This window comes from Pseudomonas shirazensis, assembly GCF_050496565.1.
Classification (GTDB): Bacteria; Pseudomonadota; Gammaproteobacteria; order Pseudomonadales; family Pseudomonadaceae; genus Aquipseudomonas; species Aquipseudomonas shirazensis_A.
In genome coordinates this window covers 41,436-66,418 of record NZ_JBNWAE010000022.1, presented here as the reverse complement: position 1 = coordinate 66,418, position 24,983 = coordinate 41,436, and the positions used below count along the sequence as shown (strand labels likewise).

General features: G+C 61.6%; 26 protein-coding genes. 5 read left to right on the top strand and 21 right to left on the bottom strand.

What is annotated here, in order from left to right; all coding sequences use genetic code 11:
• Positions 1-10: 10 nt before the first annotated feature.
• From ACQZ2L_RS23380 to ACQZ2L_RS23365, 4 genes are read right to left on the bottom strand one after another with little or no spacing between them, the layout of a single operon-like run.
• Positions 11-1,066 carry a TauD/TfdA family dioxygenase gene (locus ACQZ2L_RS23380; RefSeq protein WP_430328060.1) on the bottom strand — a complete coding sequence of 352 codons (1,056 nt, stop codon included), beginning with the start codon at positions 1,064-1,066 and terminating at the stop codon, positions 11-13.
• On the bottom strand, positions 1,066-4,467 hold the full coding sequence (locus tag ACQZ2L_RS23375) for a condensation domain-containing protein (RefSeq protein ID WP_430328059.1): 3,402 nt from the start codon (positions 4,465-4,467) through the stop codon (positions 1,066-1,068). Before ACQZ2L_RS23375 ends, ACQZ2L_RS23380 begins: the two co-directional genes overlap by 1 nt.
• Before the next feature lies 1 nt (position 4,468).
• The gene (locus tag ACQZ2L_RS23370) at positions 4,469-5,209 is read right to left on the bottom strand and encodes a thioesterase II family protein (protein WP_430328058.1); all 741 of its coding nucleotides are present in this window, start codon (positions 5,207-5,209) and stop codon (positions 4,469-4,471) included.
• A 5-nt stretch (positions 5,210-5,214) separates the two neighbouring features.
• Positions 5,215-5,430 (bottom strand): MbtH family protein, encoded by a 216-nt coding sequence (locus ACQZ2L_RS23365; protein ID WP_430328057.1) that lies wholly within the window; start codon positions 5,428-5,430, stop codon positions 5,215-5,217.
• A gap of 221 nt (positions 5,431-5,651) precedes the next feature.
• Between ACQZ2L_RS23365 and ACQZ2L_RS23360 the strand changes: the two genes are divergently transcribed.
• Positions 5,652-6,170: an RNA polymerase factor sigma-70 gene (locus ACQZ2L_RS23360; protein WP_217885383.1), complete on the top strand. Its 519-nt coding sequence runs from the start codon at positions 5,652-5,654 to the stop codon at positions 6,168-6,170.
• A 47-nt stretch (positions 6,171-6,217) separates the two neighbouring features.
• Here the strand turns inward: ACQZ2L_RS23360 and ACQZ2L_RS23355 are convergent, their stop codons facing one another.
• Positions 6,218-6,406, bottom strand: coding sequence for a hypothetical protein (locus tag ACQZ2L_RS23355; protein ID WP_430328056.1), 189 nt, complete (start codon positions 6,404-6,406; stop codon positions 6,218-6,220).
• The gene (locus tag ACQZ2L_RS23350) at positions 6,403-7,530 is read right to left on the bottom strand and encodes a PepSY-associated TM helix domain-containing protein (protein WP_430328055.1); all 1,128 of its coding nucleotides are present in this window, start codon (positions 7,528-7,530) and stop codon (positions 6,403-6,405) included. Before ACQZ2L_RS23350 ends, ACQZ2L_RS23355 begins: the two co-directional genes overlap by 4 nt.
• Between ACQZ2L_RS23350 and ACQZ2L_RS23345 the strand changes: the two genes are divergently transcribed.
• From ACQZ2L_RS23345 to ACQZ2L_RS23335, 3 genes are all read left to right on the top strand, one after another.
• Positions 7,529-10,108: a methyl-accepting chemotaxis protein gene (locus ACQZ2L_RS23345; protein WP_430328054.1), complete on the top strand. Its 2,580-nt coding sequence runs from the start codon at positions 7,529-7,531 to the stop codon at positions 10,106-10,108. The genes ACQZ2L_RS23350 and ACQZ2L_RS23345 overlap by 2 nt on opposite strands.
• A 135-nt stretch (positions 10,109-10,243) precedes the next feature.
• The gene (locus tag ACQZ2L_RS23340) at positions 10,244-10,837 is read left to right on the top strand and encodes an N-acetyltransferase family protein (RefSeq protein WP_430328053.1); all 594 of its coding nucleotides are present in this window, start codon (positions 10,244-10,246) and stop codon (positions 10,835-10,837) included.
• Positions 10,834-11,193 carry a cupin domain-containing protein gene (locus tag ACQZ2L_RS23335; protein WP_430328052.1) on the top strand — a complete coding sequence of 120 codons (360 nt, stop codon included), beginning with the start codon at positions 10,834-10,836 and terminating at the stop codon, positions 11,191-11,193. The genes ACQZ2L_RS23340 and ACQZ2L_RS23335 overlap by 4 nt, the downstream gene beginning before the upstream one ends.
• Positions 11,194-11,284: 91 nt before the next feature.
• Here ACQZ2L_RS23335 and ACQZ2L_RS23330 read toward each other — a convergent pair whose 3' ends face one another.
• From ACQZ2L_RS23330 to pstS, 14 genes are all read right to left on the bottom strand, one after another.
• Complete coding sequence (locus tag ACQZ2L_RS23330) at positions 11,285-13,696, bottom strand: TonB-dependent siderophore receptor (protein WP_430328051.1); 2,412 nt, start codon at positions 13,694-13,696, stop codon at positions 11,285-11,287.
• Between the two features lie 86 nt (positions 13,697-13,782).
• Positions 13,783-14,730: a FecR domain-containing protein gene (locus ACQZ2L_RS23325; protein ID WP_430328050.1), complete on the bottom strand. Its 948-nt coding sequence runs from the start codon at positions 14,728-14,730 to the stop codon at positions 13,783-13,785.
• Positions 14,730-15,239, bottom strand: a complete 510-nt coding sequence (locus ACQZ2L_RS23320; protein WP_430328049.1) for a sigma-70 family RNA polymerase sigma factor — start codon at positions 15,237-15,239, stop codon at positions 14,730-14,732. The genes ACQZ2L_RS23325 and ACQZ2L_RS23320 overlap by 1 nt, the downstream gene beginning before the upstream one ends.
• 125 nt (positions 15,240-15,364) lie before the next feature.
• A complete protein-coding gene (locus ACQZ2L_RS23315) occupies positions 15,365-15,673 on the bottom strand; it encodes a DUF2388 domain-containing protein (RefSeq protein WP_430328048.1) in 309 nt (102 codons plus the stop codon).
• 39 nt (positions 15,674-15,712) lie between these two features.
• Positions 15,713-16,081, bottom strand: a complete 369-nt coding sequence (locus ACQZ2L_RS23310; RefSeq protein WP_430328047.1) for a hypothetical protein — start codon at positions 16,079-16,081, stop codon at positions 15,713-15,715.
• A 228-nt stretch (positions 16,082-16,309) separates the two neighbouring features.
• On the bottom strand, positions 16,310-16,678 hold the full coding sequence (locus tag ACQZ2L_RS23305) for a DUF1090 family protein (protein ID WP_430328046.1): 369 nt from the start codon (positions 16,676-16,678) through the stop codon (positions 16,310-16,312).
• Positions 16,679-16,937: 259 nt separating this feature from the next.
• A complete protein-coding gene (locus ACQZ2L_RS23300; protein ID WP_430328045.1) occupies positions 16,938-17,429 on the bottom strand; it encodes a hypothetical protein in 492 nt (163 codons plus the stop codon).
• Positions 17,396-18,202, bottom strand: a complete 807-nt coding sequence (locus ACQZ2L_RS23295) for a winged helix-turn-helix domain-containing protein (RefSeq protein ID WP_430328044.1) — start codon at positions 18,200-18,202, stop codon at positions 17,396-17,398. The genes ACQZ2L_RS23300 and ACQZ2L_RS23295 overlap by 34 nt, the downstream gene beginning before the upstream one ends.
• Positions 18,203-18,414: 212 nt before the next feature.
• Complete coding sequence (locus ACQZ2L_RS23290; protein WP_430328043.1) at positions 18,415-19,056, bottom strand: hypothetical protein; 642 nt, start codon at positions 19,054-19,056, stop codon at positions 18,415-18,417.
• Positions 19,053-19,754 (bottom strand): hypothetical protein, encoded by a 702-nt coding sequence (locus tag ACQZ2L_RS23285; RefSeq protein ID WP_101319849.1) that lies wholly within the window; start codon positions 19,752-19,754, stop codon positions 19,053-19,055. Before ACQZ2L_RS23285 ends, ACQZ2L_RS23290 begins: the two co-directional genes overlap by 4 nt.
• 54 nt (positions 19,755-19,808) lie before the next feature.
• Complete coding sequence (gene pstB, locus ACQZ2L_RS23280; protein WP_217862385.1) at positions 19,809-20,570, bottom strand: phosphate ABC transporter ATP-binding protein PstB; 762 nt, start codon at positions 20,568-20,570, stop codon at positions 19,809-19,811.
• A gap of 74 nt (positions 20,571-20,644) precedes the next feature.
• On the bottom strand, positions 20,645-21,538 hold the full coding sequence (pstA, locus tag ACQZ2L_RS23275; protein ID WP_103437565.1) for a phosphate ABC transporter permease PstA: 894 nt from the start codon (positions 21,536-21,538) through the stop codon (positions 20,645-20,647).
• Positions 21,538-22,503: a phosphate ABC transporter permease subunit PstC gene (pstC, locus tag ACQZ2L_RS23270; protein ID WP_101319855.1), complete on the bottom strand. Its 966-nt coding sequence runs from the start codon at positions 22,501-22,503 to the stop codon at positions 21,538-21,540. Before pstC ends, pstA begins: the two co-directional genes overlap by 1 nt.
• Before the next feature lie 67 nt (positions 22,504-22,570).
• Positions 22,571-23,602, bottom strand: a complete 1,032-nt coding sequence (gene pstS, locus ACQZ2L_RS23265; RefSeq protein ID WP_430328042.1) for a phosphate ABC transporter substrate-binding protein PstS — start codon at positions 23,600-23,602, stop codon at positions 22,571-22,573.
• 324 nt (positions 23,603-23,926) lie between these two features.
• Between pstS and ACQZ2L_RS23260 the strand changes: the two genes are divergently transcribed.
• The gene (locus ACQZ2L_RS23260; RefSeq protein WP_430328041.1) at positions 23,927-24,649 is read left to right on the top strand and encodes a pirin family protein; all 723 of its coding nucleotides are present in this window, start codon (positions 23,927-23,929) and stop codon (positions 24,647-24,649) included.
• Positions 24,650-24,678: 29 nt separating this feature from the next.
• On the opposite strand, the gene ACQZ2L_RS23255 is transcribed toward ACQZ2L_RS23260, so the two are convergent.
• Entirely contained in the window at positions 24,679-24,972 is a 294-nt protein-coding gene (locus ACQZ2L_RS23255) for a DUF1330 domain-containing protein (RefSeq protein WP_181087725.1), read from the bottom strand.
• Between the last annotated feature and the right edge of the window lie 11 nt (positions 24,973-24,983).

The window sequence follows — 24,983 nt, the reverse complement described above, 5'->3', positions numbered from 1 at the left end:
TGGGAAAACCTCAATCTTGTGCCAGGTCGGCGCTTTTCTGGGCGATCGCCATCGCGGTGAGAATCTTGCGCGGGCCGGTGAATGCGTTACGGGCGTGCAGCGAGAGCATGTTGTCGAGCAGGACCACGTCGCCCTTTTGCCAGGGGAACTCCACCATGACGTCGCGGTAGGCCTGCTGCAGGTGGCGGATGACCTCGTCGGGGATCGGCGCGCCGTCACCGTAGAAGGTGTTCTGCGGCAGGTCGTCGGCATCGAACTCGGCGATCAGCGCGGCGCGCAGGGTGTCGGGCAGGGTCAGGGCGTTGAAGAAGGTGCCGTGGTTGAACCACAGCTGTTCGCCGCTGCGCGGGTGGCGGACGATGGCAGGGCCAACCTGGCGGGTACGCAGGCGGTTGCCGGGCTTCCACTCCGGGCGGATGCCGATGCCCGCGCAGTAGGCTTCCACTTCGGCGCGGTCTTCGCTCTGGAACACGGTCTGCCAGGGCAGGCCCATGCCGTCGCCGTAGTTACGCACGTACATGATGCGGCGCTGGCGAAACTCCTCGCGCACCGCCGGGTCAATGCGCTGCAGCAGCGCACGGGTATCGCCCAGCGGCGTTTCGCCGCCGGTCAGCGACGGCAGGTTGCAGTAGAAGTACAAATGCAGCGGGAACACCGGCGAGTAGGAATGTTCGTTGTGCGGGAAGATGCGCTCGTTGCTGGGGTAGTCGGTAGAGCTGTAGATGTTGAACTGGCGGGTGATCTGGGTGCGTGGCGAGGCGCGGAACAGGTATTCCAGCGCACCGCCCGAGACCGCCTGCACGCAGCGGTCGAAGCCGTCGATACCCTCCACGTCGAAACCACGGAACAGGATGGCGCCATGTTCCAGCAGGCGCGCCTCCACCTGTTCGCGGTTCTGCGCCAGCCATGCCACCAGATCGGTGCCGGCAAAGCGTGGCCGGCACAGCGCCGGCAGGGCATGCCCTTCGAGCAACGGGGTGAACACGACCCGCTCTTGCTGGCCGGCGGTGATGCTCCTGCGTGCACGGCCCATGCTGGGCAGTGCCGTGACCTTGGCGTCGTTCATCATTGCTCCTGAACACTCTGTGCGTTAGGGGTGGACTGCACGGCGCGCCGGCGCATCGGCCGTTGACTGTCGAGCAGTTGCCGGCGCTGCTGGTTGTCGGCGCTGCGCGCCGCGCGCCGCACCTGGGCGGCGGCCTCCAGCAGGTCGGCCTGGGTGCGGCCGGGCTGGCCCAGCCAGCAGTCGAGTACGGCCTGGATCTGGGCGAACAGCTCGGCCAGTTCGCCTGCCTGGAACAGCCCTTGAGGCACCTCGAAGCGGGCTTCCAGGCGCCCGGCGCTGCTGTAGAAGCCGAGGATCAGGTCCAGCTCGGCGGCCTGGTGTTCGGTGGCCAGGGCCTCGACCCGCACATCCTGCAGGCGCGGCAGCGGCGGCTCGCCCTCCTGGTAGTTGAGCTTGATGCTGAAGAACGGCGAACGCCCGGCCCGACGGGGTGGGCGCAGCGCCTCCACCAGTTGCTCGAACGGCAGGTCCTGGTGCCCGGCGGCGCCAAGCACCACGCGGCGGCATTGCTCGAGCAGCGCATCGCTGCCGGCGGCCAGGTCCAGGTCCAGTTGCAGCACCAGCTGGTTGATGAAAAAGCCCACCAGCGGCTCGGCGGCCGGGTGGCTGCGGTTGGCAATGTCACTGCCCAGGCGGATGCGCGACTCGCCGCTCTGCTCGCGCAGGCTGATGGCGAAGGCGCCGAGCAGCAGCATGAAAGGCGTTACGCCACGGGCACTGGCGTAGGCGCGCAGCGCGCTGGTTTGCACGCCGCTAAAGCTGAACTGCTCGCACACGGCGTTGGCGCCAGTGCCGCGCGGGCGCTGGCTGTGCAGCTCGAGCCAGCGCTGCTCGCCGGCAAGGGCCTGCTGCCAGTAAGCCAGTTGCCGGGCCTGCTCGGGGCCGGCCAGCAGTGCGCGTTGCCAGCGGGCGAAATCGCCGTAGCCAACCGCCAGCGCCGGCAGCGCGGCGTCGCGCCCGGCAAGGCCTGCGGCGTACAGGGCCTCAAGTTCGTCGACCAGGTTGCGCATCGACCAACCGTCCACGGCGATGTGGTGGGTGGTCAGCAGCAGCACATGCTCGCGGGGCGCAAGGCGCAGCAGGCACACCCGCTGCAACGGGCCTGCGGCCAGGTCGAAAGGCTGGCGCGCCTGTTGCGCCGCACGCTCGCGGGCCTCGGCAAGGTCTGCGACCTGCTCGACGCTGAAGGCCAGCGCCAGGCTATCGTGCTGCACCAGGCGCACGCCCTCGCCGTCGGCGTGGAAGGTGGTGCGCAGCACGCCGTGGCGCTGCTGCAGGGTGGCGAAGGCGGCGCGCAGCACCTCGCTGTCCAGCGGGCCGCGCAGGTGCAGGGCCATCGGCACGTTGTACACCGAGCTGTGCGGTTCCAGCTGCCAGGCGAACCACAGGCGCTGCTGGGCGAACGATGGCACCAGGGCCGCCTGGGGGTCGGCAGCGAGCAACGGCTGGGCATGGGCGGCGGCTTCGGCCACTTGCCCGGCGAAGGCGGCCAGCACCGGGTGGTCGAACAGGCAGGCCAAGGGCAGGCTTACCCCCAGCCGCTCGCGCAGGCGGCCGATGATTTGCGCGGCAGCGATGGAGTTGCCGCCCAGGGCGAAGAAGTTGTCGTCGGCGAACACTTCGCCCTGGCCGAGCACTTCGGCCCACACTGCCGCCAGTTGCTGCTGGTGCTCACCTTGCACGGCCTGGCCATGGCGTTGCGGGCGCTGGTCGTAGCGGCGCAGGTGGAAGCAGTCCAGTTCTCCACGTTCGAGCATTTGTCGGCAGGCCGAGCGTTGCAGCTTGCCGCTGGAGGTCTTGGGCAGCTCGCCGGGCTGCAGCAGGGCCACCCATACCGGGGTTTGCTGGCACACATCGGCCAGCGCACGGTCAACTTCGGCGCACAGCTGGGCGGCGCCAATCTTGCGCTGAGTGGCGCGGCCGATCTCTACGGCAATGCCGATGCCCTCGCCGTCGGCCTGGTCGACCACAAAGGCGGTCACCCGGCCCTTGCGCGCGCCTTCGACGTTGTATTCCACGGCCCGTTCGAGGTCTTGCGGGTAGATGTTCTGGCCACGGACGATGATCATGTCCTTGAGCCGGCCGGTGATGAACAGGCGGCCTTCGCGCAAGAACCCGAGGTCGCCGGTGCGCAGCCAGGTGCGCCCGTCACGCTCTACGAAAGCACGGGCGGTGGCCTCGGGGTTGCGCCAGTAGCCACGGGCAACGCTGTCGCCGCTGGTCCAGATCTCGCCGATGCGGCTGTCGGGCTGACGCTGGCCGCTGGCCGGGTCGACCAGCATCACGTCCAGGCCGGGGTGCAGGATGCCGCTGCTGATCAACAGGCTGCCCTGCCCCGGTTCGGCGCGGTGCTCGCCAAGGGCATGGCTGTCGAAGCTGGCACTGACGAAGGGTTCGTCGGCAGTAGTGCCGGTGACGAACAGGGTGGCCTCGGCCAATCCATAGCACGGCAGGAACGCCAGCGGGTTGAAGCCGCAGGCGCCGAAGCGCTTGGCAAAGGCCTGCAGACTGTCCTGGCGGATGGGCTCGGAACCGGAGAACAGCACCCGCAGGCTGCCCAGGTCGAGGTTGGCCAGCACGCTGTCGCTGACCCGCTCTGCGGCCAGGCGGAAGGCAAAATCCGGCGCGCCGGAGTGGGTGGCGCGGTACTGGCTGACCGCTTCGAGCCAGCGCGCAGGGCGCTCGACGAACTGGCGCGGCGACATCAGCACCAGGGTCGCGCCGCGGTAAATGGTCAGCAGCAGGCAACCGATCAGGCCCATGTCATGGTACAGCGGCAGCCAGCTGACGAAGGTGTCGCCCGGGTTCAGATCGAAGCCGCGCACCATCATGTTTTCGTTGGCCACCAGGTTGGCGTGGCTGACCTCGACGCCCTTGGGTGTGGCCGTGGAACCGGAGGTGTATTGCAAGAAGGCAACCGCCTCGCCCGCTGGCGGCTGCGGGGTAAAACCTGCAGCTTCGTCCAGCGCCAGGGCGTCGACCGCCAGTACCGGCGGCAGCGCCTCGGCGAAGGCCTGCTGCAGCGAGTCGGCCAGGTGCGCCTCGGTCAGCACCAAGCGTGGCTCGGCGTCGTCGAGGATCGCCCGCACCCGGCTCAGTTCGTACTGGCGCAGCGACTCGGGCGGCAGCGCCGGCACAGCGATGATGCCGGCATACAGGCAGGCGTAGAACGACACCACGTAGCTGGGCCCACTTTGCATCAGCAGCAACGCGCGCTCCCCGGCCTGGGTGTGACGCAGCAGCTCGGCAGCCAGGGCGCGAGCGCGGCGGTCCAGTTCGGCGTAGCCCAGCGTCAGGCGCTGGCTTTCACCGTCGAGAAGAAAATGCACCGCAGGCTTGCTGCCTTGCTGGCCGGCATGGGCGACCAGCGCCTCGACCAGGGAGCCATGGAGAGCTGTCATGTCACACCTTTGCAAAGAAGTGGGAATCGGGGCGGGCGGCCGGCGCGGGCGCATGGGGCGCCAGGCATTCGGCCAGGTGCGCGAGCACGGCGCGCTCCTGGGACTGGATGAAGAAATGGCCACCGTCGAACAGCTTGAGGCTGAAGCCGACTGCGGCCAGTGTGCGCCAGGCCAGCAGCTGCGCTTCGCTGGCTTTGTCCTGGCTGCCGGCCAGCACGTGCAGCGGGCATTGCAGCGGCGCGGTGGGCTGGAAGCGGTAGCGACCGCAGAGCAGAAAATCGGCGCGCAGCACCGGCAGGGCCAGGCGCATCAACTCCGGGTCCTGCAGGGCTTCGTCGGGGGTGCCTTGCAGCGCGCCCAGCTCGGCCAGCAGTTGTTCGTCGCTCATCGGCGTGCGAAAACGCAAATAGTCGCGCATGCCGGGCGCCGCACCACCGGACACCAGCAGCGCCTGCGGCGGCGGCAGGCCCTGGGCACGCAGGGCGCAGGCCAGCTCGAAGGCCAGCAACGAGCCCATGCTGTGGCCGAACAGCGCGTAGGGGCGCCAGGTTTCGCCGCGCAGCTCGCGGGCCAGTTGCGCGGCCAGGTCGACCAGGTCGGTGGCCAGCGGCTCGGATGCGCGGCTGCCCCGCCCTGGCAGCTCCAGCGGGCGAATGTCCAGCCAGGCCGGGGCGCTGCGCCGCCAGCGCGCATAGCCCATGGCGCTGGCGCCGGCATAGGGCAGGCAGAACAGGGTCAGCACGGCGCTCACCGGCCGGCCTGCCCGTCCATGTGCTGGCGCAGGCTCAGGGGGCGCATGTCGGTCCAGACCGATTCGATGTAGTCCAGGCACTCCTGCTTGGCGCCACTCTTGCCGGCTTCGCGCCAGCCGGCCGGCACGGCCTTGTAGTCAGGCCACAGCGAGTACTGCTCCTCGACGTTGACCAGTACCTTGAACGTTGCGTCTTCGCGGTCGAAAGCCATCTGAAATCTCTCTGTCTCTGTTGGTTGAAGGCGCCTGGCGCAATGGCCTGCAGCGCAATTCCTACATCGACGAATGACTATCGAATAACTTCAGAAGACTGTTTCGTAACCGATTGTCAGATCCTGCCTGCAGCGAAATCGGAGAGTTGTTGCAAATAGTTCTTAACAATACTAGATTCTCCGTCCTCGCTGGCAGACTTCAAGAATGGATCAGGTGCCTCATGCAAAAACACGGTGCAGCCCGCAGCGGTTCCCCCTTGCTTGACGTGTTCTTTGACCAGCGTTCGCGCCTGATCGGGCTTGCCGCGAAGATCATTGGCTGTCGCAGCCACGCCGAAGACATCGTTCATGAAGCGTTCATGAAGGTGGACGATGCTGGCGAAACAGAGCAGATCCGTTCGCAGGCTTCGTACCTAACGCGGGTGGTGCGCAACCTGTCGATCGACCATTACCGGCGTCGCCAGTTCGAGGAGCGGCTGATGTGCTCTGACACCGACAGCAGCGAGTCGGCGACGATCTTCGGCGATACCCCCGAGGCGCTGGTGTCGGACCAGCAGGTGCTGGAGCGGGTTAGCGGGGCCTTGGCCGACCTGCCCGAACGCACCCGCTATGCCTTCGAGATGTGCCGTATTCATGGCATGAAGCAGCGCGAGATCGCCAAGATTCTGGGGGTGTCGCCGCCGTTGGTGAACGCGATGATCCGAGATGCGCTGCTGCATTGCCGGGAGAAGGCGCTTTAGGGGTTTTGTTGGAGCCTGCCCTGGCCTCATCGCCGGCAAACCGGCGCCTACAAAGGCCCGCGACTGCCCCGCCGCCACGCGCGAACTGCCGCTACCACCAACAGCGGCAACCCCAACGCCAGCCACGACACCACGTCGTACAGCCCGTCCCCCAGCAACGCCGACAACAACCCTAGCGCCGCCAGCAGGCCGATCAGCAGCGGCCAGCGAAAGATCATCCACAGCCCGCGCTTCATGCCCTGGCCTCCTGTTCTGCGGCAAACACCGGCACCTGGCGACGGCGCCCCCACCACAGGTAGACGCCGCTGCCCAGCACCAGGATGGCGATCACATCCAGCACCGCCCAGACGATCTTCAGCGGCAGACGCCCGTAGTCACCAAAGTGCAGCGGCTGGGAAATAAGCAACGCGCGCACGTACAAGGGCATGTCGCGCATGTCGGTCAACTGCCCGGTCTGGGCGTCGATCAGTGCCGGCTTGAGCAGCTTCGAGGTGACCGGGGTCTTACCGCGCATGAACACCGCGTAGTGGTGCTGGCTGCTGAACAAGGTGCCGGGGAAGGCGACGAATACCGGCTCAAGCTCGGGCGCTGCGGCCCGCGCCGTTTCCAGCGCGGCATGCAACGAGCCGAGGGTCTTCAGTGGCGGCGCATCTCTATAAGGGGCGGTCATTTCGGCCAACTGGCCGTTCTGCCACAGCCCGACGATGGGCAGCGCCAGGGTGTTGACCACCCCGGTGACACCGACCACCAGCACCCACACCAGGGTCACCATGCCCAGCACGTTGTGCAGGTCGAGCCACTGCAGGCGGCGGCTGCGCCCGGTGCGCACGGTGGCGAACTCGAGCTTGCGCATGAACGGGGTATAGACCACCACGCCCGAAACCAGCGAGGCCACCAGCAACAGCCCCATCGCCCCCAGCAGCAAGTAGCCGGGCAGGCCGAGGAACAGGTCGGTGTGCAGGCGCAGCATCACATCCATGAAGCCGGTTTCGGGCGGCTCGGGGGCAAACAGCTCGCCGCTGCGCTTGTCGAACAGATGCACATGGCCGTCCAGCGGTGGCGGCACCAGGGTATTGCCGGTGAATACCGCGCCGTAGGGGTCGTCCGGATCCAGGCCGACGAAGCGCACCACCTCGCCCGGGCGCGCGGCGAGCGCCCCGGCAACGACCTTGTCGTAGTCGATGGCCGGGGCATCGGCCGGCAGCACCTTGGGCGCCGGGTGCGGGTCGAAGGCGGCTTCGATTTCTTCGTGGAAGATCAGCGGCAGGCCGGTCAGGCACAGCATCAGCAGGAACAGGGTACAGACCAGGCTGGTCCACTTGTGCACCAGGTACCAGGTTCTCAGGGCTTGGCGGGTCATGTGCGGTGATCCTTCGGCTGCGGCTACACGTCGACGGGGGCACAGAGTACCTGCGCAGTTGGGCCAGGCGCCAGATGCGCGGTTGTTTGGCGGGGTATGTGTGCTGGAATCGGCGGGTGGGCTGTACGTGCCCAGCCCGCGCCTGCGACTCGTTCTGTGTGCTGTTGACAGGCGCGCGCTGGGCGCCTGTGGCCTACGCAGGTGTGGTCCCTCAGTCGTGAATCAGCACTTTTTCAGTGCACCTGGAGCTTCGCGCACCACGCTGAAGCATCCAGTACTTCGGGCTCACGCGCCAGCGATGCGTTCCACCGCAGACGGCCCAGAGATTAAGGCAATCGGTAGGGTGCTTACGACTTGGCTTGTTATTTGCTATCAATTTGCCATCCGAATGTCGCCGTTGGAGAGGCAAATGTCGCTTTCAAGTAAGGTCATGCAGTTATCCTCTAGCGAAAAGCACTGGCTACCCTGGTTCGGCAAAACAGGAAAGATTGCGATGGGGTGGTCATGCTGGCTCAATCGGTCGGCTTATCCTGTGATCGAACAAACTTTTGAAGCCATTGCACAAACCCGCGTGCAGTTGCTGCACAACTGGACCCGCGAGCAATGGGAACACCTGGCGGAACTGGCGGAAGCGCTCGGTCGGGATATTGCCCACACCGACAGTCGTCCGCTGATAGACAAGCTCCGCCAAGCCGAAGATTTTTCCGAGCTGTTTATTGTGGGTGTCGACGGCAAGGTCATCGCCTCCACCTGGAGCGGACGCGGCAACAATAAGCTTGAGAACACCCCTGCCTTGGCCGAAGGGCTGAAAGCACCGTTTCTACATGGCCCCTACATCGATCCATTGACGTTGCAGATCGGACCATCGACTTCACGCTTCCACGATGAAGTCACGTTGATGTTCTATCAGCCATTGATGGCCGAAGGGAAAGTTCAAGGCTGCCTTTGCGGTCGCGTGCCAAACGATGTCTTGGGCGATCTCATACAACGCGAAGCCGGGCACATCTATGCTGAGTCGGGCGACAATTATCTGTTCATGGCGCAATCACGCTTTGATCCTGCGGTTGCAGCGGGAACCGCTTTGTCGCGTTCACGTTTCGAAGACGGCACGTTTACCCACGGAGACAATCTGAAAAGTGGCGTACGCACCCCTTACAAGACCGTGCAGATTCAACGACACACTGAGTTGGAACTTCGCTTCACCGACCCGGCGACCCAAGAGTTGCATCCAGGTGTGCGCGAAACGATCCGCATGGGCTGCAATCTGTTCGTGACGTATCCCGGTTATTCGGACTATCGGCACATCCCGGTGGTGGGCAAGGGGGTTACGTTCCAACTGCCAGGTTCACCTGATCGGTGGGGAATGATGTGCGAGGCCGATCTGGAGGAAGTTTACCGTCGGCGCTCACTCAGTTATGGCCTGATGAAACCTTATCTCGCAACCATGACAGGGCTGTTTGCCTGCAATTACGCGATTCAACATTACAGCGGCTTGGCGCAGGGCATGATCGATGCCATGGAGGTTTTGGCCATGGTCTGCGCCGCTGCGCTGTTCAGCCTGTTGGGGCCCAAACGGCTTGCACAAAGGTTGAGCGAGATGACAGGCGTGATCAGGACCATTGCCGAGGGCGAGGGCAACCTTCGTCAGCGTCTCGACACCACGCGAATGGCCAACGACGAGACCGGCGACATGGGGCGTTGGATCAACAGCTTCATCGATAATCTGGACTCGGTGGTCGGCCAGGTAGTGAAGGCAAGTCGCACCGTCGGCGTCACTAATCAGATGATGCTGGGGCGCAGCCAGGAAGCCGCCATCACCTCGACCGAGGTGGCCGAAGCGGTGCATTGCATGATGATCATCGTTGAAGAGCAATTGGGTGAAATTCAACAAGCCTCGGCCAGCGCTGAACAAATGAAACAGGCGATGGACGAGGTCGTAACCCGTGCTCGCGAGCAGTTTCTCGCGGTGCAGACAGGCACCCAGTCGATTCGGGATGTGGTCGAGCGCTCTTCTGCAAGCGTGCAGTTACTCGACAGCCGCATGACGCAAATCGGCAACATTACCGGCCTGATCAGTGACATCACGAACCAGACGAATCTGCTGGCACTCAACGCTGCCATCGAGGCCGCGCGCGCAGGCGAACATGGCCGAGGTTTTGCCGTGGTTGCCGATGAGGTACGTAGCCTCGCCTCACGTACTTCTCGGGCTGCCGATGATATCCGGCAGATGGTCGAGGGCTTGCAGAATGAAACACAAACCGCCGTCAGCTTCATGAAGGAAGGCGTCAAGGACGTCGATAACAGCCTGCGCCTGGCTGAAGATGCGTCCTCGGAAAACGTGCAGTTGCATCAGGCGGTGGAAAGCATGTTTGCGGTCATTCAGCAGTTGAACAAACGCAGCCTTGACTACGGCAAGACAATCAAACAGGTCGACCACTCTTCGGCACAAATGCGTGAGACGGTCGTGGTGTTGCAAGGCAGTGCCGAGACCGTGAGGCTCAATGCCAACAAGCTGCAAAAACTGGTGGGGCAGTTTGAAGTGAGCAACATCAGCAACGGACAGGTGGCGGCTGCTTGATAGAGCGCAATGTCGCATGTCGTGCTGACGATGTTCGCCCAGAGCATGATGGGCTCCGTCCAGCTCGCCTACCCTGCCCGCTGCTAAAGGCGCAGCCCTTCAAAGCTGACCACCTCACCCCATGGAAGTACCTACATGCCTGTCGACTTCAGACCCGCGCAAGCCTCGGACGCGCACGATATCGCGCGCTTCTTTCAACTGACTTCGGAGGGCATGGCCGATTACATCTGGAGCAAGCTCGCCGCACCAGGTGAAGATTTGCTGAGCGTCGGTGCGGCCCGCTATGCCCGGGAGCAAGGCGACTTCTCCTACAAGAATTGCCTGATGGCCACTTCCGATGGGCACGTGATCGGCATGATGCATAGCTATGTTTTGCGCGCGAGCGCTGAGGCGCCTGCCGAGACCGATCCGGTCCTTGCGCCTTATGCCGACCTGGAAGTACCCGACACCTTGTACATCTCCAGCCTGGCGCTGGATGAAGCATGGCGTGGCCAGGGGCTGGGCGTCGAGTTTCTCCGCCACGCTCAGCAGCGCGCCGAGGACGCTGGGCTGGAGGGGCTATGCCTGATCGATTATGCCGACAACCTCGGTGCGCTCCGCTTCTACCAACGTCACGGTTTTCACATCGTCAAAACCTGCCAGATCGTCGCCCACCCGATGCTGCGCGTGACCGGTGCAGCCCATTTGATGTATCGCCCTATCGACAACGTGCCCGAGAACAATCAATGAACAAGAATCTCACCGTATTCCGCGAGCTGGATATCCAACCGGTACGCGACCTGCCGTTTTTCGAAGAAGTCCTTGAAGGCACCCCGCACACGCTGACGTCCAAGTACTACCACGATGAACAGCAAGGTCGCATTAGCGGAGAATGGCAAGCCAGCATCGGCGCGTGGCGCATCGACTACAAAGTCTGGGAGTTCTGCCACGTTCTGAGCGGCCGCTGCGTCATCGAGCTTGAAGGTTGCGCACCTGTCACGCTGGCCGCTGGCGACACGTTCATCATCGAACCAGGCGCCAAGGGCAAATGGACTGTGTTGGAAGACATGAAGAAGAACTTCGTGATTCTCGTGCCTGCGGGCTAGGTTTTACCGAAGCTAACCTAACCACGACTCGTTCAGGAACAGCCGCCCGGCGCTACGCCCCGCGCCGGGCAAGCCATTCCAAGCCTAGCAATCAAAACCCAACAGTCGCCGACACCAGATACGTGCGCGGCGTCGACAAGCTCAACCCCGGCTCGCTGTCATCCGACGCCCCCGCCGAAACCCAGTAGCGATCATCCAGCACATTCTCGACGCTGGCTCGCACCGTCACATCCTTGTCCGAAACCTTGAAGGCATAGCGCGCACCGAGGTCGAAGCGCTCCCAGCCGTCGATCTTCTTGCTGTTGGCCTGGTCGAGGTACTGCGAGCTGGAGTGAATACCGCGCGTGGTCAGGGTCAACCCTTGCAGCGCAGGTACGTCCCATTCGGCGCCCAGGCTGACGTTGTATTCAGGCGTGGCCGGGGCGCGGTTGCCGTCGGCAATGCCGCCTACCGTGCCAGTCAGCTCGCTGTCGATAAACATCACCCCGCCAAGCAGGCGGACGCCGTCGAGCAGTTCGCCGAACACACTCAGCTCGATGCCCTTGTTTTCACGCTTGCCGTTAGGGCCAAACACGCGCGTGGCGGCGTTGGTTTCGTAGGCAGGTTGCTTGATGCGAAAGGCGCTGGCGGTCAGGCCGAAGCTGCCCAGATCGTACTTGGCGCCCACTTCGATCTGGCGGCTGATGAACGGCGCGAAGATCTCGTCCGAGTTGCGCGAGGTCGAGGGGGCGATCTTGCCTTGGCTCAAACCTTCCATATAGCTGGCGTACAGCGAAAACTGTTGGTTGACTTTGAACACCACGCCGCCCGATGGCGAGACCTTCTCCTCGTCATAGGCGGTGGCGCCTTTGACGCCATCGCGCCAGTCGTCGACCTGCACCCGCTGCCAACGTGCGCCCACCGTCAGCAACACGCGGTCGTCGAAGAAGCCGAGGGTATCGGCCAGCGCTACGCTGGTGAAACGATTCTCGGTGTATACCTCGGCATCCGGGCGTGTCGGGGTTCCTGGCGTGGGGATGGCGCCGGGGTTGTACAGATTGCTGGGGCTTGCGGCGTAACGTGCGCCACCGTTGGTGAAGTCCATGTAGAAGTAGCTGGCCGACAGATTCACCTCATGGCTGACCGGGCCAGTGCTGAACCAGTTGCGCAGCCCGGCCATTGCCGTGCGCACCGATTCGTCGCGGGTAAAATCGCGCGGCAACACACTGAAGTCACCGGCATCATTGCTGACCGGTACGTTGTGCCGGAGAAAATCATGGTTGCTCTCGCGCGCGCCGAACGCGGCATAGGCCATCAGCGAATCGCTCAAGTCGTATTCGCCGTTCACAGTGCCGAAGGTGTCCTCGGTGCGCGCCTTGGTCCAGGCCTGGGCGTAGTTGCGGTGTACGTCCTTGGCGTCTGGCACCTTGGCGTCGGCGCCGATCAGCACTCGCTCCTGCGGGGCGTCGGTGTCGCGCTGGGTGTGGCCGAGGTCGGTGGACAGGCGCAGCCTTTCACCGCGAAAATCCAGGCCCAGCACGGCCATTTCACGGTTGACGCTCTGGTGATCCCAGGTGGTGTCACCGGACTGTTTGACCGCGTTGAAGCGCATGCCGAACTGATCACCCTCACCAAAGCGTCGGGCGATATCCAGCGCACCGCCCACCTGGCTGTCCGAGGCGTAGCTGCCGGTGAACTCGGTAAGCGGCTCATCCCCTGCCCGCTTGGGCACTACGTTGATACCACCGCCGACGCTGCCACGCGGCGAAATGCCGTTGACGAGCTGGCTGGGGCCTTTGAGGATATCAACGCGGTCGGCCATTTCCATGTCGATGGAATACGTCGGCAGTACACCGTACAGGCCGTTGTAGGACACATCGCTGTTGAACAGACTCAGGCCACGGATAGTGAACTGCTCGAAGCGGCCACCTGCAGGGTTGGTCGCGCGCACCGAGGGGTCACTGGCGACCAGATCGTTGAGGGTGCGCGCCTGCAGGTTCTTCACCGTCTGGCTGGTGTAGGTGGTCATGCTGAACGGCGTGTCCATGAAGTCACGCGAGCCAAGCAGGCCTTGCGAGTTGCGGCGAGCGACCTGGCCACCGGCGTAGGGCACGCCGTCATCGGCCACGTGCCCACTGCTGATCGTGGTCGGCGCAATTTCCAATGTGCTGGCATCCTCTGTTAGCGGCACCACGGTGTACGCATCAGCACCTGTCGACTGCAGCCGTAATCCGCTGCCTTGCAGCAGTTGAGCAAAACCTTCCTCGACGCTGTAGTTGCCCGACAGCCCGGCACTGTTGCGGCCGTTGACCAGACCAGGGCTCACCGACAGGCTGACCCCTGACTGCGTGGCAAAACGGGTCAGCGCAGCACCCAGGCTGCCGGCGGAAACTTCGTAGCTGCGGCGGGCGGCGTCATCGGCCCAACTGAGCGGGACGAAAAGTGGTGTAGCACTCAGGCTCAGCACCAGGCTTACGCGCAACAAAGACTCACGGCCTGAACGGCCAAGCATCACGACGGACATAGGGGGCAAGCTCTCGTTTTCAGTTCACTTACCTGGAATGACCGGTGAGGCGAAAAAAAGGGACATGCTTTAAGCCCTGGGTTTTGTTACACATGAGCTTTGCGCGGCATCAAGGTGACCCAATAGCGGGTGCGTGAATGCACCTCGAGCGGCAGGCTCGCTGCTAGAAGTGACAGCACACGGTCGGTGTCGTCCAGACGAAAGCTGCCGATCACCCGCAGATTTTCCAGTTCTGGCGCCCAACGCAACAACCCCGGACGGAAACGCCGCAGCTCGCGCAGAAAATCGCCCAACGCCTGGTTCTGCGCAATCAACACACCCTCGCGCCATCCGGGCAGCGAAGCATCGAAGCGGCCGACCTCACCCGCCCCGCCTGGCCGCAAACTGACCTGCTCGCCTTCACGCAAGAGCATCACCGGACCCTGCAATGGGTGCAATTGGGCTGTACCGCTGGCGACTTTGATCTGGCAGTCGCTGTCATTGAGGCGCACGCACACATCACTGCGGCCAACCACGACCCGACCGTACGGCATGTGAATGGTCAGCCCAGTGCTGCCGTCCACCCTGAGTGCCATCTCACCTCGCACCAAGGTCAGCTCACGCTTGCTCAGGTCGACGTTGACCGCGCTGTCGGTGTTCAACTGCAGCAGGCTGCCGCCGGCCAGCTGCAGGGTTTTCTGTTCGCCGATGGCGGTGTGCACATCGGCCAGCCACACCTGCATGGGCACCTGCCGGGCGATCAACCAAGTGGTTGGCAAGACTGCGGCAATACCCAACGCGCGCTTGATGGCCGCGCGGCGCGCAAGGTCGGGACGATCCAGTGAAGCCATGGCCAAGACCGGCGGCAGGGCTTCAAATCGCTGACGCAACTGCTGCGCTTTCTGCCAGATGTGTTCATGGTTGGCGCTGCTGTTGCGCCAGTGCTGGAGGCGGATGTGATCAGCTTCGGTGGCCGTGCCTGACTCCAGCAACGCCAACCAGCGCGCCGCTGCGCGGGCAACCTGTTGCATCTCGCTGGAGGGTGCCGTGCGCATCAAAGCTGCACCAGCAAGCAGTGTTCGTACGCTTGCGCCATATAGCGCTTGACCGTGCGCTCCGACACGTCGAGCCGCTCGGCGATCTCGCGATAACCCAGGCCGTGCAATTGGCTCCAGAGAAATGCCCGGCGCACCAGCCGTGGCAGGCCATCCAGCAGCTCGTCCAGCGCCTGTAGCGTTTCCAGCAGCAGCCAGCGCTGTTCTGGAGACGGCACGCACTCCTCTGGCAGCTGCGCCAGCGCTTCGAGGTAGGCCGCCTCCAGGCTACGCCGGCTGTAGAAGTTGCTAAGCAGGCGCTTGCCCACGGTCAGCAGATAGGCCCGTGGCTCGCGTAATTCTTCAAGCTTTTGCGCGCTGGAGAGCACCCGCAGGAAGGTATCCTGACTCAGGTCGGCCGCATCCCAGCTGTTGCCGACGCGGTGGCGCAACCAGTTTTCCAGCCAACTGCGATGCTCGCGGTACAGGACGTTCAGGCGCTGATCGGGTGGCGTAACGGCGTCAAACATGGGGCGAGGCTCTGCACATCAATGAATGGTATTGATTCTATTTAACAATAGCGTCCGATACCAAGTCATTTCTCTTCGCTGCACGCGCAGGCATCACCGGGCGAATTGAGATCCAGAGCAGCTCATCAGGCAGGATCGAGGGTCAGTATGTATTGCGCCAGGTCCATGTCACTGGCACGCAATTGCGGATAAGACGTGCGCAGCCTATCCAGCGCTGCCTCAAGGTAGACCCCTTTGACGTCACCGCCGCTTGCGACAAAGCTGGTTGCGTCATCCTGAGCCGTGCCTATCAGTTTTCGATCCCGTGATGTCAGGTAAGTGGTTGCCGTACTGGTACTGGAAATCAGGGTTTCGGCCCAGAAATCATTGATCGCCATCGCTTGAGTCGAGAACAGCAAAAGACCGCAGACGGACGAAAGACATAGCGTGCGCATGAAAAGAACCTAAAGACGTGGGGACTTCGCAAAGGAAGATTAGAACCGTTGCTTGAGCGCTTCGTTAGAACTCAGGTTGCCCCGTGCAGCGGCGGCGGCGCAGGTTGTCCAGCCGTAGTTCATGACATGACCATTGGTGGTGAAAGCAACATAATAAGGTGAGACTCTTCCTTTTCCACGCATTGCGTAGTCAAAGCACAGGCCTCCACTCGCGAGGCGGGTGCTGTTTTCGGGCTGTTCTACCTTCAAGATATCTTCGCGGGTCGCCCCTGCTTCAACAGTGGCCTGTGCCAGCGGCGTATCGCTGAAGGCGAACATTGTCGTTACCGCAGATGTCGATTCACAGCCAGAGATCATGAAAGTCAGCACACCGCAGCACACAATCGATTTAGTTACATTGGCTAACACAATTATTCCTCTTCATTCGCTTGGCAGCGTTGTTAGCATTTTTCAAACGCGTGGCTCGCTGGGATTTACCATAGTCGTCCCGGCCCTGCATGACGCCGCCCGCCACATTTACCCAATCGCTCGCAGTACACCCCGCAACAAGCGAGCAAAAAACGATTGCACATGTACACATCAAAGATTTTACAACTGTCACTCAGCACCACCCTCACCCTATGCAAACGGCTACATTCATTTATCTGACAGGTCGCGCAGCCTTGCACGCGCTTGCGCCAACTTCTTCTTGTACTTTTCAACCATGCGGGACGACCCGGAGTCTATTGCCACCTCGAGTTGATCCTCTCTGCGGCGGACATCCGTGTGCGCACGAGACAACTGATCCACCCGTGGGTCGGGCTCATCGTCTTGACAGTAACGTTCAACTCGGCTCAACGCCGTTTCCAACCCGCGCTGCTTATGGACGTTGCCATAGCGTTTTGCCTGACCCATTTCATAAACAATATCGTCTCTCTGCTCTTGGCAGTTCCTGAGGTCATCCGCAAGAGAAAGACTGCATTCACTCAAAAAAACCAACACACCACAAAGAATAGCCTTAACCACTGAGCCCTCACCGACCGACTTACTATAGACATGTCCAATTCACAGACATGATTTTCGTCAAACCCCGGATATTGGTTTTATCGGTACGGGTCAGGAAAGACCCTGCTTGACTTGGACGCCACGATACATGGCTTGAACGGGAGGGGCTTTACTTGAATCTTACTTGATCTTAATCATCGAGCAGCTCGAATGCCGGCCTCTTACTTTTTCTTACCGCCCCCTGCACGCCGCCTGGCCAGCGGCGTCAGTCGGGCTGTCACTAGCGTGGCACGTGACACACGCCGACAATCAAGTTATTCACATTGAAGTAGTATTCAAAGTCGGAGAAGAAATTGAATGTCATTACCCCGCCCTGAAAACCACGCGCCATAAAGGGAATATCCGCTCCAGCCGTATCACCTTCGAATGTTGACACAGCGCGCGTCTTGAACAGATAACGCGACGTATCCAGGTGTGTCATCACCAGGTCGAAACGTCGGTCATACAAATATTGGGTGCCCTGTGGGGACGTCACCTGATAATAGGCATAGATTGCCCCTTCATTGGGGTCAATCGTCATGTCCCCTACTCCGCGCCACAGGCCCACGCCCTCTTCGACATGGACGAAATCGATAGAGGCGCTACAGGGCGCTCGCGGAATATCTCTATAGACGGAGATGCCATACCTGGCGATCAAGCCACCGAAGACCACGATCGAGCAAAGTGACGTCAGCGCAATCACTTTTTGCCAACGCGCAGATAGTTTACGCACAGTGCCTCCCCGTGGCTCTCTGGCTTTACACAACTTACCAGTAATTGACTCAGCGGCTTGCGCACATAATAGTTGGTGTCTTTTAAAAGCAATGGCGGCTCAAACCCGGACATTGCCTTCAACACCTCATCCTTCGACCTGGTTTCACTGAGTTCGGCGTAGAGTGTTGCATCTTCACCTTCCCACACGCGCCTCCATGCTTCCAGGTCCGGCGGCTGATGGAATATGAGGTATGCATAAATCAGCGGCAGTAAAGCACCAAGGAAAACCAGAACAGGCAAAAACAACTGACTGTTTCTTCTTGGCAGCCCGCCACACGATGCAGGCGGGTCAACCACCAAGGCCGTGCTGGGTTCGGCAAAGGGTGCATGCACATTAGCTAACTTACTGTGATCGTCGACAGCACGCCCATCGCCATCCGCCAGTTCTTTGTCACGCGGTAGTTGAACAGGCACGTTGCGCACAGGTGCACTTTCCGTGGACACCAGTGCAATCTCGCACAGCAGCACCAACCCTCGTTTAGGCAACGTTTTCAAACTATCACGGGATAGGCCAATTTCAACAAAGCTAGCGCGAAGTGCATGCACTGTCTTGTAATAGCTGCTGTCAGAAACAACCAATCCTCGCCCGCCCCACACCCGTGAGATCAGCGCTTCTTTATCAGTTATACCTTCGAGCAGGGCCAGCAACATGTCGCCTTCGTTGCTACCTAACGTCGTCGTAGATTGCGCGTAACTCAGCGTCATCCGTTCAGGGTCGTAACAGACCTCCATCAATACCCCTCCTTTCCACTGACTTGCGCCAGCTCGAGATCAATCCTCAGGCTAGCTTACCTGCCAAGCAATGATAGTTCGGCGCAGCCACGCATAATAACAGGTGGCCTTGTAGACGAAGTCTGTGATTTTCGAAACCGATCGGCGTAAGGCGGTGATGATCTCGCGGGGTGCCCACGCCAGGCACCTGCAAGCTGTAATCGAATCGTTACCTACTGGCCCAGCGACTGATTCGCAGACCACTGTGGCGCCACACTCTGGCGAGTCAGCTGGCCATAGCGCTGTGGTTGATGCCAGGCCAGTTGCGCATGCACCTTGGCAGTGGCATCCAGGACCTTCTGCGTCCAGTTGTCATCCTGCGGAGAAACAACCACGACGCGAAAACCGTGATCGATACCCTCAGCCCGAACCCCGTCAGAATCATCCACATGCAGATCGATATCGAACAGACCCGGATGTTTGGACGGAGGGCGTGACAGCCCATGCTCGGCCATCACATGCAAATGCCGGTCATTGTTGACCACGCCATCGACGCGGATGCCATACAGCAACAGCCAGCGTTTGATGTAGGCCGGGGTACGGCCGGACGAGGTGTAGATCCACACGCTGCAATTCTGCCGGCGCAGATCGCGAATCAGCTCGCGAGTACCGGCGCGCAGCGGTTCACCCAGCCAGTCATGCATGAAGCCTGGCAGCTTGCTGCTCTCGGCCGGGCAATTGTGGTGGTGGCAGGCCAAGGTGTCGTCGATATCGAACGAAATACGCACGCGTGGACGGTTCAGCAGGCGCGTCGCAGCCTGCCAGCCACGGGCGATGCCGGCCTGGCACTGTTGCAGCACTGCCAAGCGGCTCATCGGTGGGTCCCCTGATAACGGCGCGCAGGCGGCGTGTTGAGGAAGAACACCGTAGCGGCCGGTGCTTTGGCCTCGAGGAAGGCGGCGTACTTCTTTTTGATCTTGGGCAATTCGTACAAGGCTTTGACACCGTGTTTGGCGGAGTTGCGGATGACCGAGGACGGGTTGAAATAACCCTCGGCGTTGTCCAGCGTCAGCACAAACGGCGGCAGCCCTTCGCGCATCAACAGGTAACTGACCAGGAGCGAGCCTGTGCGGTTGTTACCTTCGATAAACAGCTGTGGCTTGCTGAGGATGCGCACATACACTCCAGCTGCGCGCTTCCAAACCGAATCGCTGTGGTACGAGCAGTACCAGTTGTACAAATCCTTGATGCCGCCTTCAACGTTGTTGAAGAAGTGTTCTTCGGTTGCAGCCAGGTGCTGAGCGAATTCAACCCGCCGCGCAGGGTCGCTGCCACAAAGCACGGTGGCGTTGATCTCGAGCATCAGGTTGAGCTGCTGCAGATCGAACAGGTCGATGCCGCGGGCAACATAATCATCTACCAGGGCATAGCCTTCCAGCACATTCTGCAGCACCTCGTCGGTAAACGGATCGCGCTGCTCGGTGAAGTGCTGGCTCAGCTCGCCGAAGCGGCTCTGCACCTCCCGCAATGCGCGCTCTATAGCGCGTAGATCAAGACGACGTGTTGCAGACATTGGCAATCCCGAGAAACAATTTAACAAAGGCGACAGCGCTGAGACTGACTCGAATCAACTGAACTTGCCGCTGATGTAGTCATTGGTCAGCTGCTCACGCGGGCTTTCGAAGATCTGCGTGGTCGGCCCCATCTCGACCAGATAACCCGTGCGCGTGCCTTGGGAAATGTCCACCGAGAAGAACGCCGTGGTATCAGCCACACGGATCGCCTGCTGCATGTTGTGGGTCACCAGAGCGATGGTGTAGTCCTTCTTCAGCTCGACCATCAACTCTTCCACCCGGCGGGTAGCAATCGGGTCGAGCGCCGAACACGGTTCATCCAGCAGCAGCACTTCAGGCTCGGTGGCAATGGCACGGGCAATGCACAGCCGCTGTTGCTGGCCACCGGACAGCGACAGGCCGCTGGCCTTGAGCTTGTCCTTGACCTCGTCCCACAGCGCAGCGCCCTGCAGCGCGTGCTTGACGCGGTCACCGAGGTCACCCTTGTAACGGTTCAGGCGCAGACCAAACGCCACATTGTCGAAGATGCTCATCGAGAACGGGTTGGGCTGCTGGAACACCATGCCGATATACCGACGCACGACGACCGGGTCGACGCCCTTGCCATACACATCCTGGCCGAGGAAGTGCACATGGCCTTCGAAGCGGAAGCCTTTGACCAGGTCGTTCATGCGGTTGAGGCTGCGCAGCACAGTACTCTTGCCGCAGCCAGACGGGCCGATGAAACCAGTGATCTTGTTCTTCTCGATCGGCACGTGGCTGTCGCGCACAGCGAGGAAGTTGCCGTAGAAAATCTTGTCCAGTTTGCAGTCCATTACCACGGGTGCCTGGCTGACAAACGGAGCGGCTTTTCGCGCAGTGGATACGTTCAATTCAGTTGCTCCTGAGTTCAGTACTTGGGCTTGCCGAAGATACGGCTGACGACATTGACTACCAGCACGATCATCACCAATACCAACGAGGCGGCCCATGCCAGTTCGAGCTGATTGTCGAAGGGCATGCCGGAGAAGTTGTAGATAAGTACGGCAAGCGATGCCGTCGGGTTCATCACGGCCAGGCTGCCGTCATGGTAGATCCAGTAGTTGCTGAACAGCGCCGTGAACAGCAGCGGCGCGGTCTCGCCGGCAGCGCGGGCAACCGCCAGCATGACGCCGGTGAGGATCGCCGGCAGGCCGGTGGGCAGCACGATCTTCCAGATCACCTGGGCGCGGGTGCAGCCCATGCCGTAGGCGGCGTCCTTCATGATCTTGGGCACCATCTTCATCGCTTCTTCAGCGGTCAGGACCACGATCGGCAGCATCAACACCGCCAGCGCCACGCCACCGGCCGGTGCTGAATAGGTGCCAGTGGTCATGACCACCAGCGCGTAGGCAAACACCCCGGCGAGGATCGAAGGCAGGCCGGTGAGCATCCGTGCGGCGAAGCGCGACGCGTTTGCCAGCTTGCTCTCAGGGCCCAGTTCGGCAAGAAATACGGCGGCCAGAATGCCGACCGGAACGGCGATCGCGGCAGCGATGCCGACCATGACGAAGGTACCGGCCATGGCGTTACCAAAACCGCCGCCCATTTCGAAACCGGTCGGTGGCAGTTCGGTGAACACTTCCAGGCTGAGGCGAGCGCCGCCGCGCATGATCAGCATGTACAACACGGAAATCAGCGGCACGCTGGCCAGAAACGCCGTGCACCAGACCAGCGTGGTCAGGCTCAGGCTGCGCAGGGCGCGCCCTTCGAACCGGCGTTGCAAGCTTGGCACTGCAGCTGTTGGCGACGAGAGGTCAGTCATTATTTGTTACCCCGTTGCGCGTAGAGCATGATCATCGAGCCGAGCACGTTCACCAGCAGGGTGATGAACATCAGCACCAGTGCGGCGTACATCAGCACCTCGACCTCGTTCGGCCCGGCTTCCGGGAAGTTCAGCGCGAGCAAGGCGGCCAGGGTGTTGGCCGGGGCGAACAGCGACAGGGTGATGGTGTTGGCGTTGCCCACCAACATCGCCAAGGCCATGGTTTCACCCAAGGCGCGGCCCAGGCCAAGCACCAGCGAACCGAAAATGCCGGTTGCAGCGGCCGGCACCATTACCTTGAGGATTGCCTCCCAGTGGGTTGTGCCCATGCCGTACGCGGCCTGTTTGGTTTTCATCGGCACGCTGGTCAGGGCGTCCTGGGACACAGCGGCAATGGTTGGCAGAATCATGATGGCCAGTACCAGCGCGGCAGGCAGCAAGCCTGGGCCGCTCAGGGACGAGCCGAAAAAGGGGATCCAGCCCAGTTCGCTGTTCAGCCACGCGGTCAACGGACGGATCGCCGGGATCACCACGTAGATGCCCCACAGGCCGTAAACGACGCTGGGGATCGCGGCGAGCAGCTCGACGATGGTACGAAACACCGCTGCAAGCTTTGCCGGGAGGAAGTCCTGGGTCAGGAAAATGGCCATGCTGACGCCGAAGAAACCTGCGATCAGCAAGGCGATCAGGGCGCTGTAAAGCGTGCCCCAAATAGCGGGAAGAATGCCGTACTTGCCTTGGTTGACATCCCAGACGGTGCCGAATAACACGTCGAAACCGTGCTTCTCCATACCGGGCAGTGCCTTGCGGCCGACTTCGAAAACCAGCGCAACCACCAGCGCCAGGATCAGCACCACGCCGATGCGGGCGAGCGCCCGGAAGGCGCGGTCAACCAGAAAATCCTTGGTGGACGGTGGCCGGCACGCTGAGTCGGGGTTATCCGGTATGGCAAAAGGTGTGTTCATTGGCGAGTTCCGGGACAGGGAGCAAACGCTGCGGGCTGAAGGCTCAGTCCGCAGCGACCTGGCAGTGTTACTGGATATTTGCAGAGGCCTTGCGCACTTGCTCTACAACCGACGGCGGCAGCGGGATGTAGCCCATCGAGTCAGCAATCTGCTGGCCCTTGGTCAGGCTGTACTCGACCATTTCACGCATCGCCTTGGCCTTGGCCGGGTTGCCGTTGTCCTTGCGGAACAGCATCCAGGTGTAGGAAGTGATCGGGTACGACTTGGCGCCGTCCGGGTCTGGCAGCCAGGCGACCAGGCTTTCAGGCATTTTCACCGCAGCCAAGGCTTCGGCACCGCTCTCGGCGTTCGGCACGACGTATTTGCCGGCTTTGTTTTCCAGCTGGGCGAAGTCGACCTTGGCCAGCTTGGCGAAGCCGTATTCGATGTAGCCAATGGCGCCTGGGGTCTGGCGAACAGTAGCGGTCACACCGTCGTTTTTCGGCGACTTGATGAACTTGTCAGTAGCTGGCCAGTTGACGGTGTTGCCTTCACCCAGTGCTTCTTTGAACGCAGGGTTGATTGCCGACAGGTGTTTGGTGAACACCGCGGTAGTACCGCTGGAGTCAGCACGAACAACAACAGTGATCGGCGTGGCCGGCAGCTTCAGGTCCGGGTTGGCGGCAACGATCTGGGGGTCGTTCCACTGGGTGACCTTGCCGAGGAAGATGTTCGAATACACTTCACGCGACAGTTTCAGCCCCTTGGGATTGCCTGGCAGGTTGTAGGCCAGAACGATTTCGCCGGCGGTCATTGGCAGCATTTGTACGCCTTCGCCGACCTTGGCGATGTCTTCGTCTTTCATCGCCGAGTCACTGGCGGCGAAGTCGACGGTCTTGTTCAGGAAGTCCTGAACCCCTGCCCCGCTCCCCTTGGACTGGTAGTCAACGGTGACGCCAGCAGTGTTCTTGCTGAAATCCTTGAACCAGGTCAGGTAGATCGGTGCTGGGAAACTGGCGCCGGAACCGGTCAGGCGCACGCTTTCTGCGGCGAAGGTTGCCGAAGTGGCGCTAAGAGATACCGCAACGGCAAGTGCAGCAGACTTCATCAGGCGTATCATGGAAAAGGCGCTCCGTGTGATGGCCCGCACACATTGCAGCACTCTTGTTACAGCTTTGTGACGGTTGAGTGGCATGCGTTCTGTTTTCGCTGAAACATGCGCGGCAGAGGCCTTGGTGTCGTTTCTCGATGCGGCAGAAACGAACCTGCTTAGCCAAGCTGTCACGGCCACTGCAGGTACTAATCGCTTAACCTCGCGCTGATTGTCAGCATTGCACTGACAGTAAATCTCGTCTTAGCTAGTTTTTCATCGTTGTAGCTGACAGTAATCTTCTCCCATCAACAGCCCGAAGCCCTACCGGCCCAGGCTCACAGGAGAATCACCATGCTCAAACTTCGCAAAGCACAAGACCGCGGCCTGGGCTTTCATGGCTGGCTGAAATCGTTCCATACCTTCTCCTTCGGCAGCTATCGCGACCCAGACGAGCAAGGCTTCTCCGACCTGCTGGTGATCAACGACGACCGCGTCTCGCCCGGTCAGGGCTTTGGTCAGCATCCGCACCGGGACATGGAGATTTTCTCCTACGTGCTGGAAGGCGCACTGGAACACAAAGACACCCTCGGCACCGGCTCGGTGATCCGCCCCGGTGACGTGCAACTGATGAGTGCTGGCCGCGGTGTGGCTCACAGCGAGTTCAACCACAGCCATGACGAGTCGGTGCATTTTCTGCAGATATGGATCGTGCCGCAGGTCAAGGGTGCCGTGCCGCGCTATCAGCAGCAGCACTTCAGCGCTGCCGACAAACGTGGTCGCCTGCGCCTGATCATCTCGCCGAATGGTGCCCAGGGATCGCTGCAGGTGCGCCAGGATGCCAAGGTCTATGCCGGGCTGTTCGACGGTGATGAGAGTGCCACCTTGAAGCTGCCGGAAAACCGCCATGCCTATGTCCATGTTGCCCGCGGCAGCATCGAGCTGAACGGCCAACTACTCAGCGAAGGCGATGGCGTGCGGCTGCGCCAGGAGCAGGTGCTGAGCCTTACCAACGGCCACGACGCCGAAGTGCTGGTATTCGACCTGCGCCCGAACGAGCTGCCTGGGATGGCATAAGCAAGGGGCCAGTACAGCCCCCCGCAGGTTTAGCCTTCGAACCCTTCAACAATGATCACTTCAGCCTTGGCCACCCCTTGTCGGTGGCTACAGGCGTCTTGATATTCTGCCGAGCGATAGCAGGCCAGCGCCTGCTCATAGGAGTCGAACTCGATCACCACACTGCGCTGCGGCGTCGGCCTGCCCTCCAGCGCTTCACTGCGGCCACCCCGGGCGAGGAACTTGCCGCCGTAGGCCTTGAACGCTGCAGGCGCGCGCTGGGTGTACTGTTGGTACTGCTCGAGGTCGCTGATATCGACGTGGGCGATCCAGTAGGCCTTCATCCGCTGCTCTC

Bases quoted from the DNA above. Each gene is read 5' to 3' on its own strand.
- ACQZ2L_RS23290 (WP_430328043.1), bottom strand. From the start codon at position 19,056: ATGAGCCGCTTGGCAGTGCTGCAACAGTGCCAGGCCGGCATCGCCCGT.
- ACQZ2L_RS23325 (WP_430328050.1), bottom strand. From the start codon at position 14,730: ATGCGCACGGCACCCTCCAGCGAGATGCAACAGGTTGCCCGCGCAGCG.
- ACQZ2L_RS23345 (WP_430328054.1), top strand. From the start codon at position 7,529: ATGTGCGGTGATCCTTCGGCTGCGGCTACACGTCGACGGGGGCACAGA.
- ACQZ2L_RS23350 (WP_430328055.1), bottom strand. From the start codon at position 7,530: ATGACCCGCCAAGCCCTGAGAACCTGGTACCTGGTGCACAAGTGGACC.
- ACQZ2L_RS23380 (WP_430328060.1), bottom strand. From the start codon at position 1,066: ATGAACGACGCCAAGGTCACGGCACTGCCCAGCATGGGCCGTGCACGC.
- ACQZ2L_RS23330 (WP_430328051.1), bottom strand. From the start codon at position 13,696: ATGTCCGTCGTGATGCTTGGCCGTTCAGGCCGTGAGTCTTTGTTGCGC.
- ACQZ2L_RS23285 (WP_101319849.1), bottom strand. From the start codon at position 19,754: ATGTCTGCAACACGTCGTCTTGATCTACGCGCTATAGAGCGCGCATTG.
- ACQZ2L_RS23365 (WP_430328057.1), bottom strand. From the start codon at position 5,430: ATGGCTTTCGACCGCGAAGACGCAACGTTCAAGGTACTGGTCAACGTC.
- ACQZ2L_RS23335 (WP_430328052.1), top strand. From the start codon at position 10,834: ATGAACAAGAATCTCACCGTATTCCGCGAGCTGGATATCCAACCGGTA.
- ACQZ2L_RS23260 (WP_430328041.1), top strand. From the start codon at position 23,927: ATGCTCAAACTTCGCAAAGCACAAGACCGCGGCCTGGGCTTTCATGGC.
- ACQZ2L_RS23315 (WP_430328048.1), bottom strand. From the start codon at position 15,673: ATGCGCACGCTATGTCTTTCGTCCGTCTGCGGTCTTTTGCTGTTCTCG.
- ACQZ2L_RS23355 (WP_430328056.1), bottom strand. From the start codon at position 6,406: ATGAAGCGCGGGCTGTGGATGATCTTTCGCTGGCCGCTGCTGATCGGC.
- pstS (WP_430328042.1), bottom strand. From the start codon at position 23,602: ATGATACGCCTGATGAAGTCTGCTGCACTTGCCGTTGCGGTATCTCTT.
- ACQZ2L_RS23340 (WP_430328053.1), top strand. From the start codon at position 10,244: ATGCCTGTCGACTTCAGACCCGCGCAAGCCTCGGACGCGCACGATATC.
- ACQZ2L_RS23255 (WP_181087725.1), bottom strand. From the start codon at position 24,972: ATGAAGGCCTACTGGATCGCCCACGTCGATATCAGCGACCTCGAGCAG.
- ACQZ2L_RS23375 (WP_430328059.1), bottom strand. From the start codon at position 4,467: ATGACAGCTCTCCATGGCTCCCTGGTCGAGGCGCTGGTCGCCCATGCC.
- ACQZ2L_RS23295 (WP_430328044.1), bottom strand. From the start codon at position 18,202: ATGGAGGTCTGTTACGACCCTGAACGGATGACGCTGAGTTACGCGCAA.
- ACQZ2L_RS23360 (WP_217885383.1), top strand. From the start codon at position 5,652: ATGCAAAAACACGGTGCAGCCCGCAGCGGTTCCCCCTTGCTTGACGTG.
- ACQZ2L_RS23320 (WP_430328049.1), bottom strand. From the start codon at position 15,239: ATGTTTGACGCCGTTACGCCACCCGATCAGCGCCTGAACGTCCTGTAC.
- pstA (WP_103437565.1), bottom strand. From the start codon at position 21,538: ATGACTGACCTCTCGTCGCCAACAGCTGCAGTGCCAAGCTTGCAACGC.
- pstB (WP_217862385.1), bottom strand. From the start codon at position 20,570: ATGGACTGCAAACTGGACAAGATTTTCTACGGCAACTTCCTCGCTGTG.
- pstC (WP_101319855.1), bottom strand. From the start codon at position 22,503: ATGAACACACCTTTTGCCATACCGGATAACCCCGACTCAGCGTGCCGG.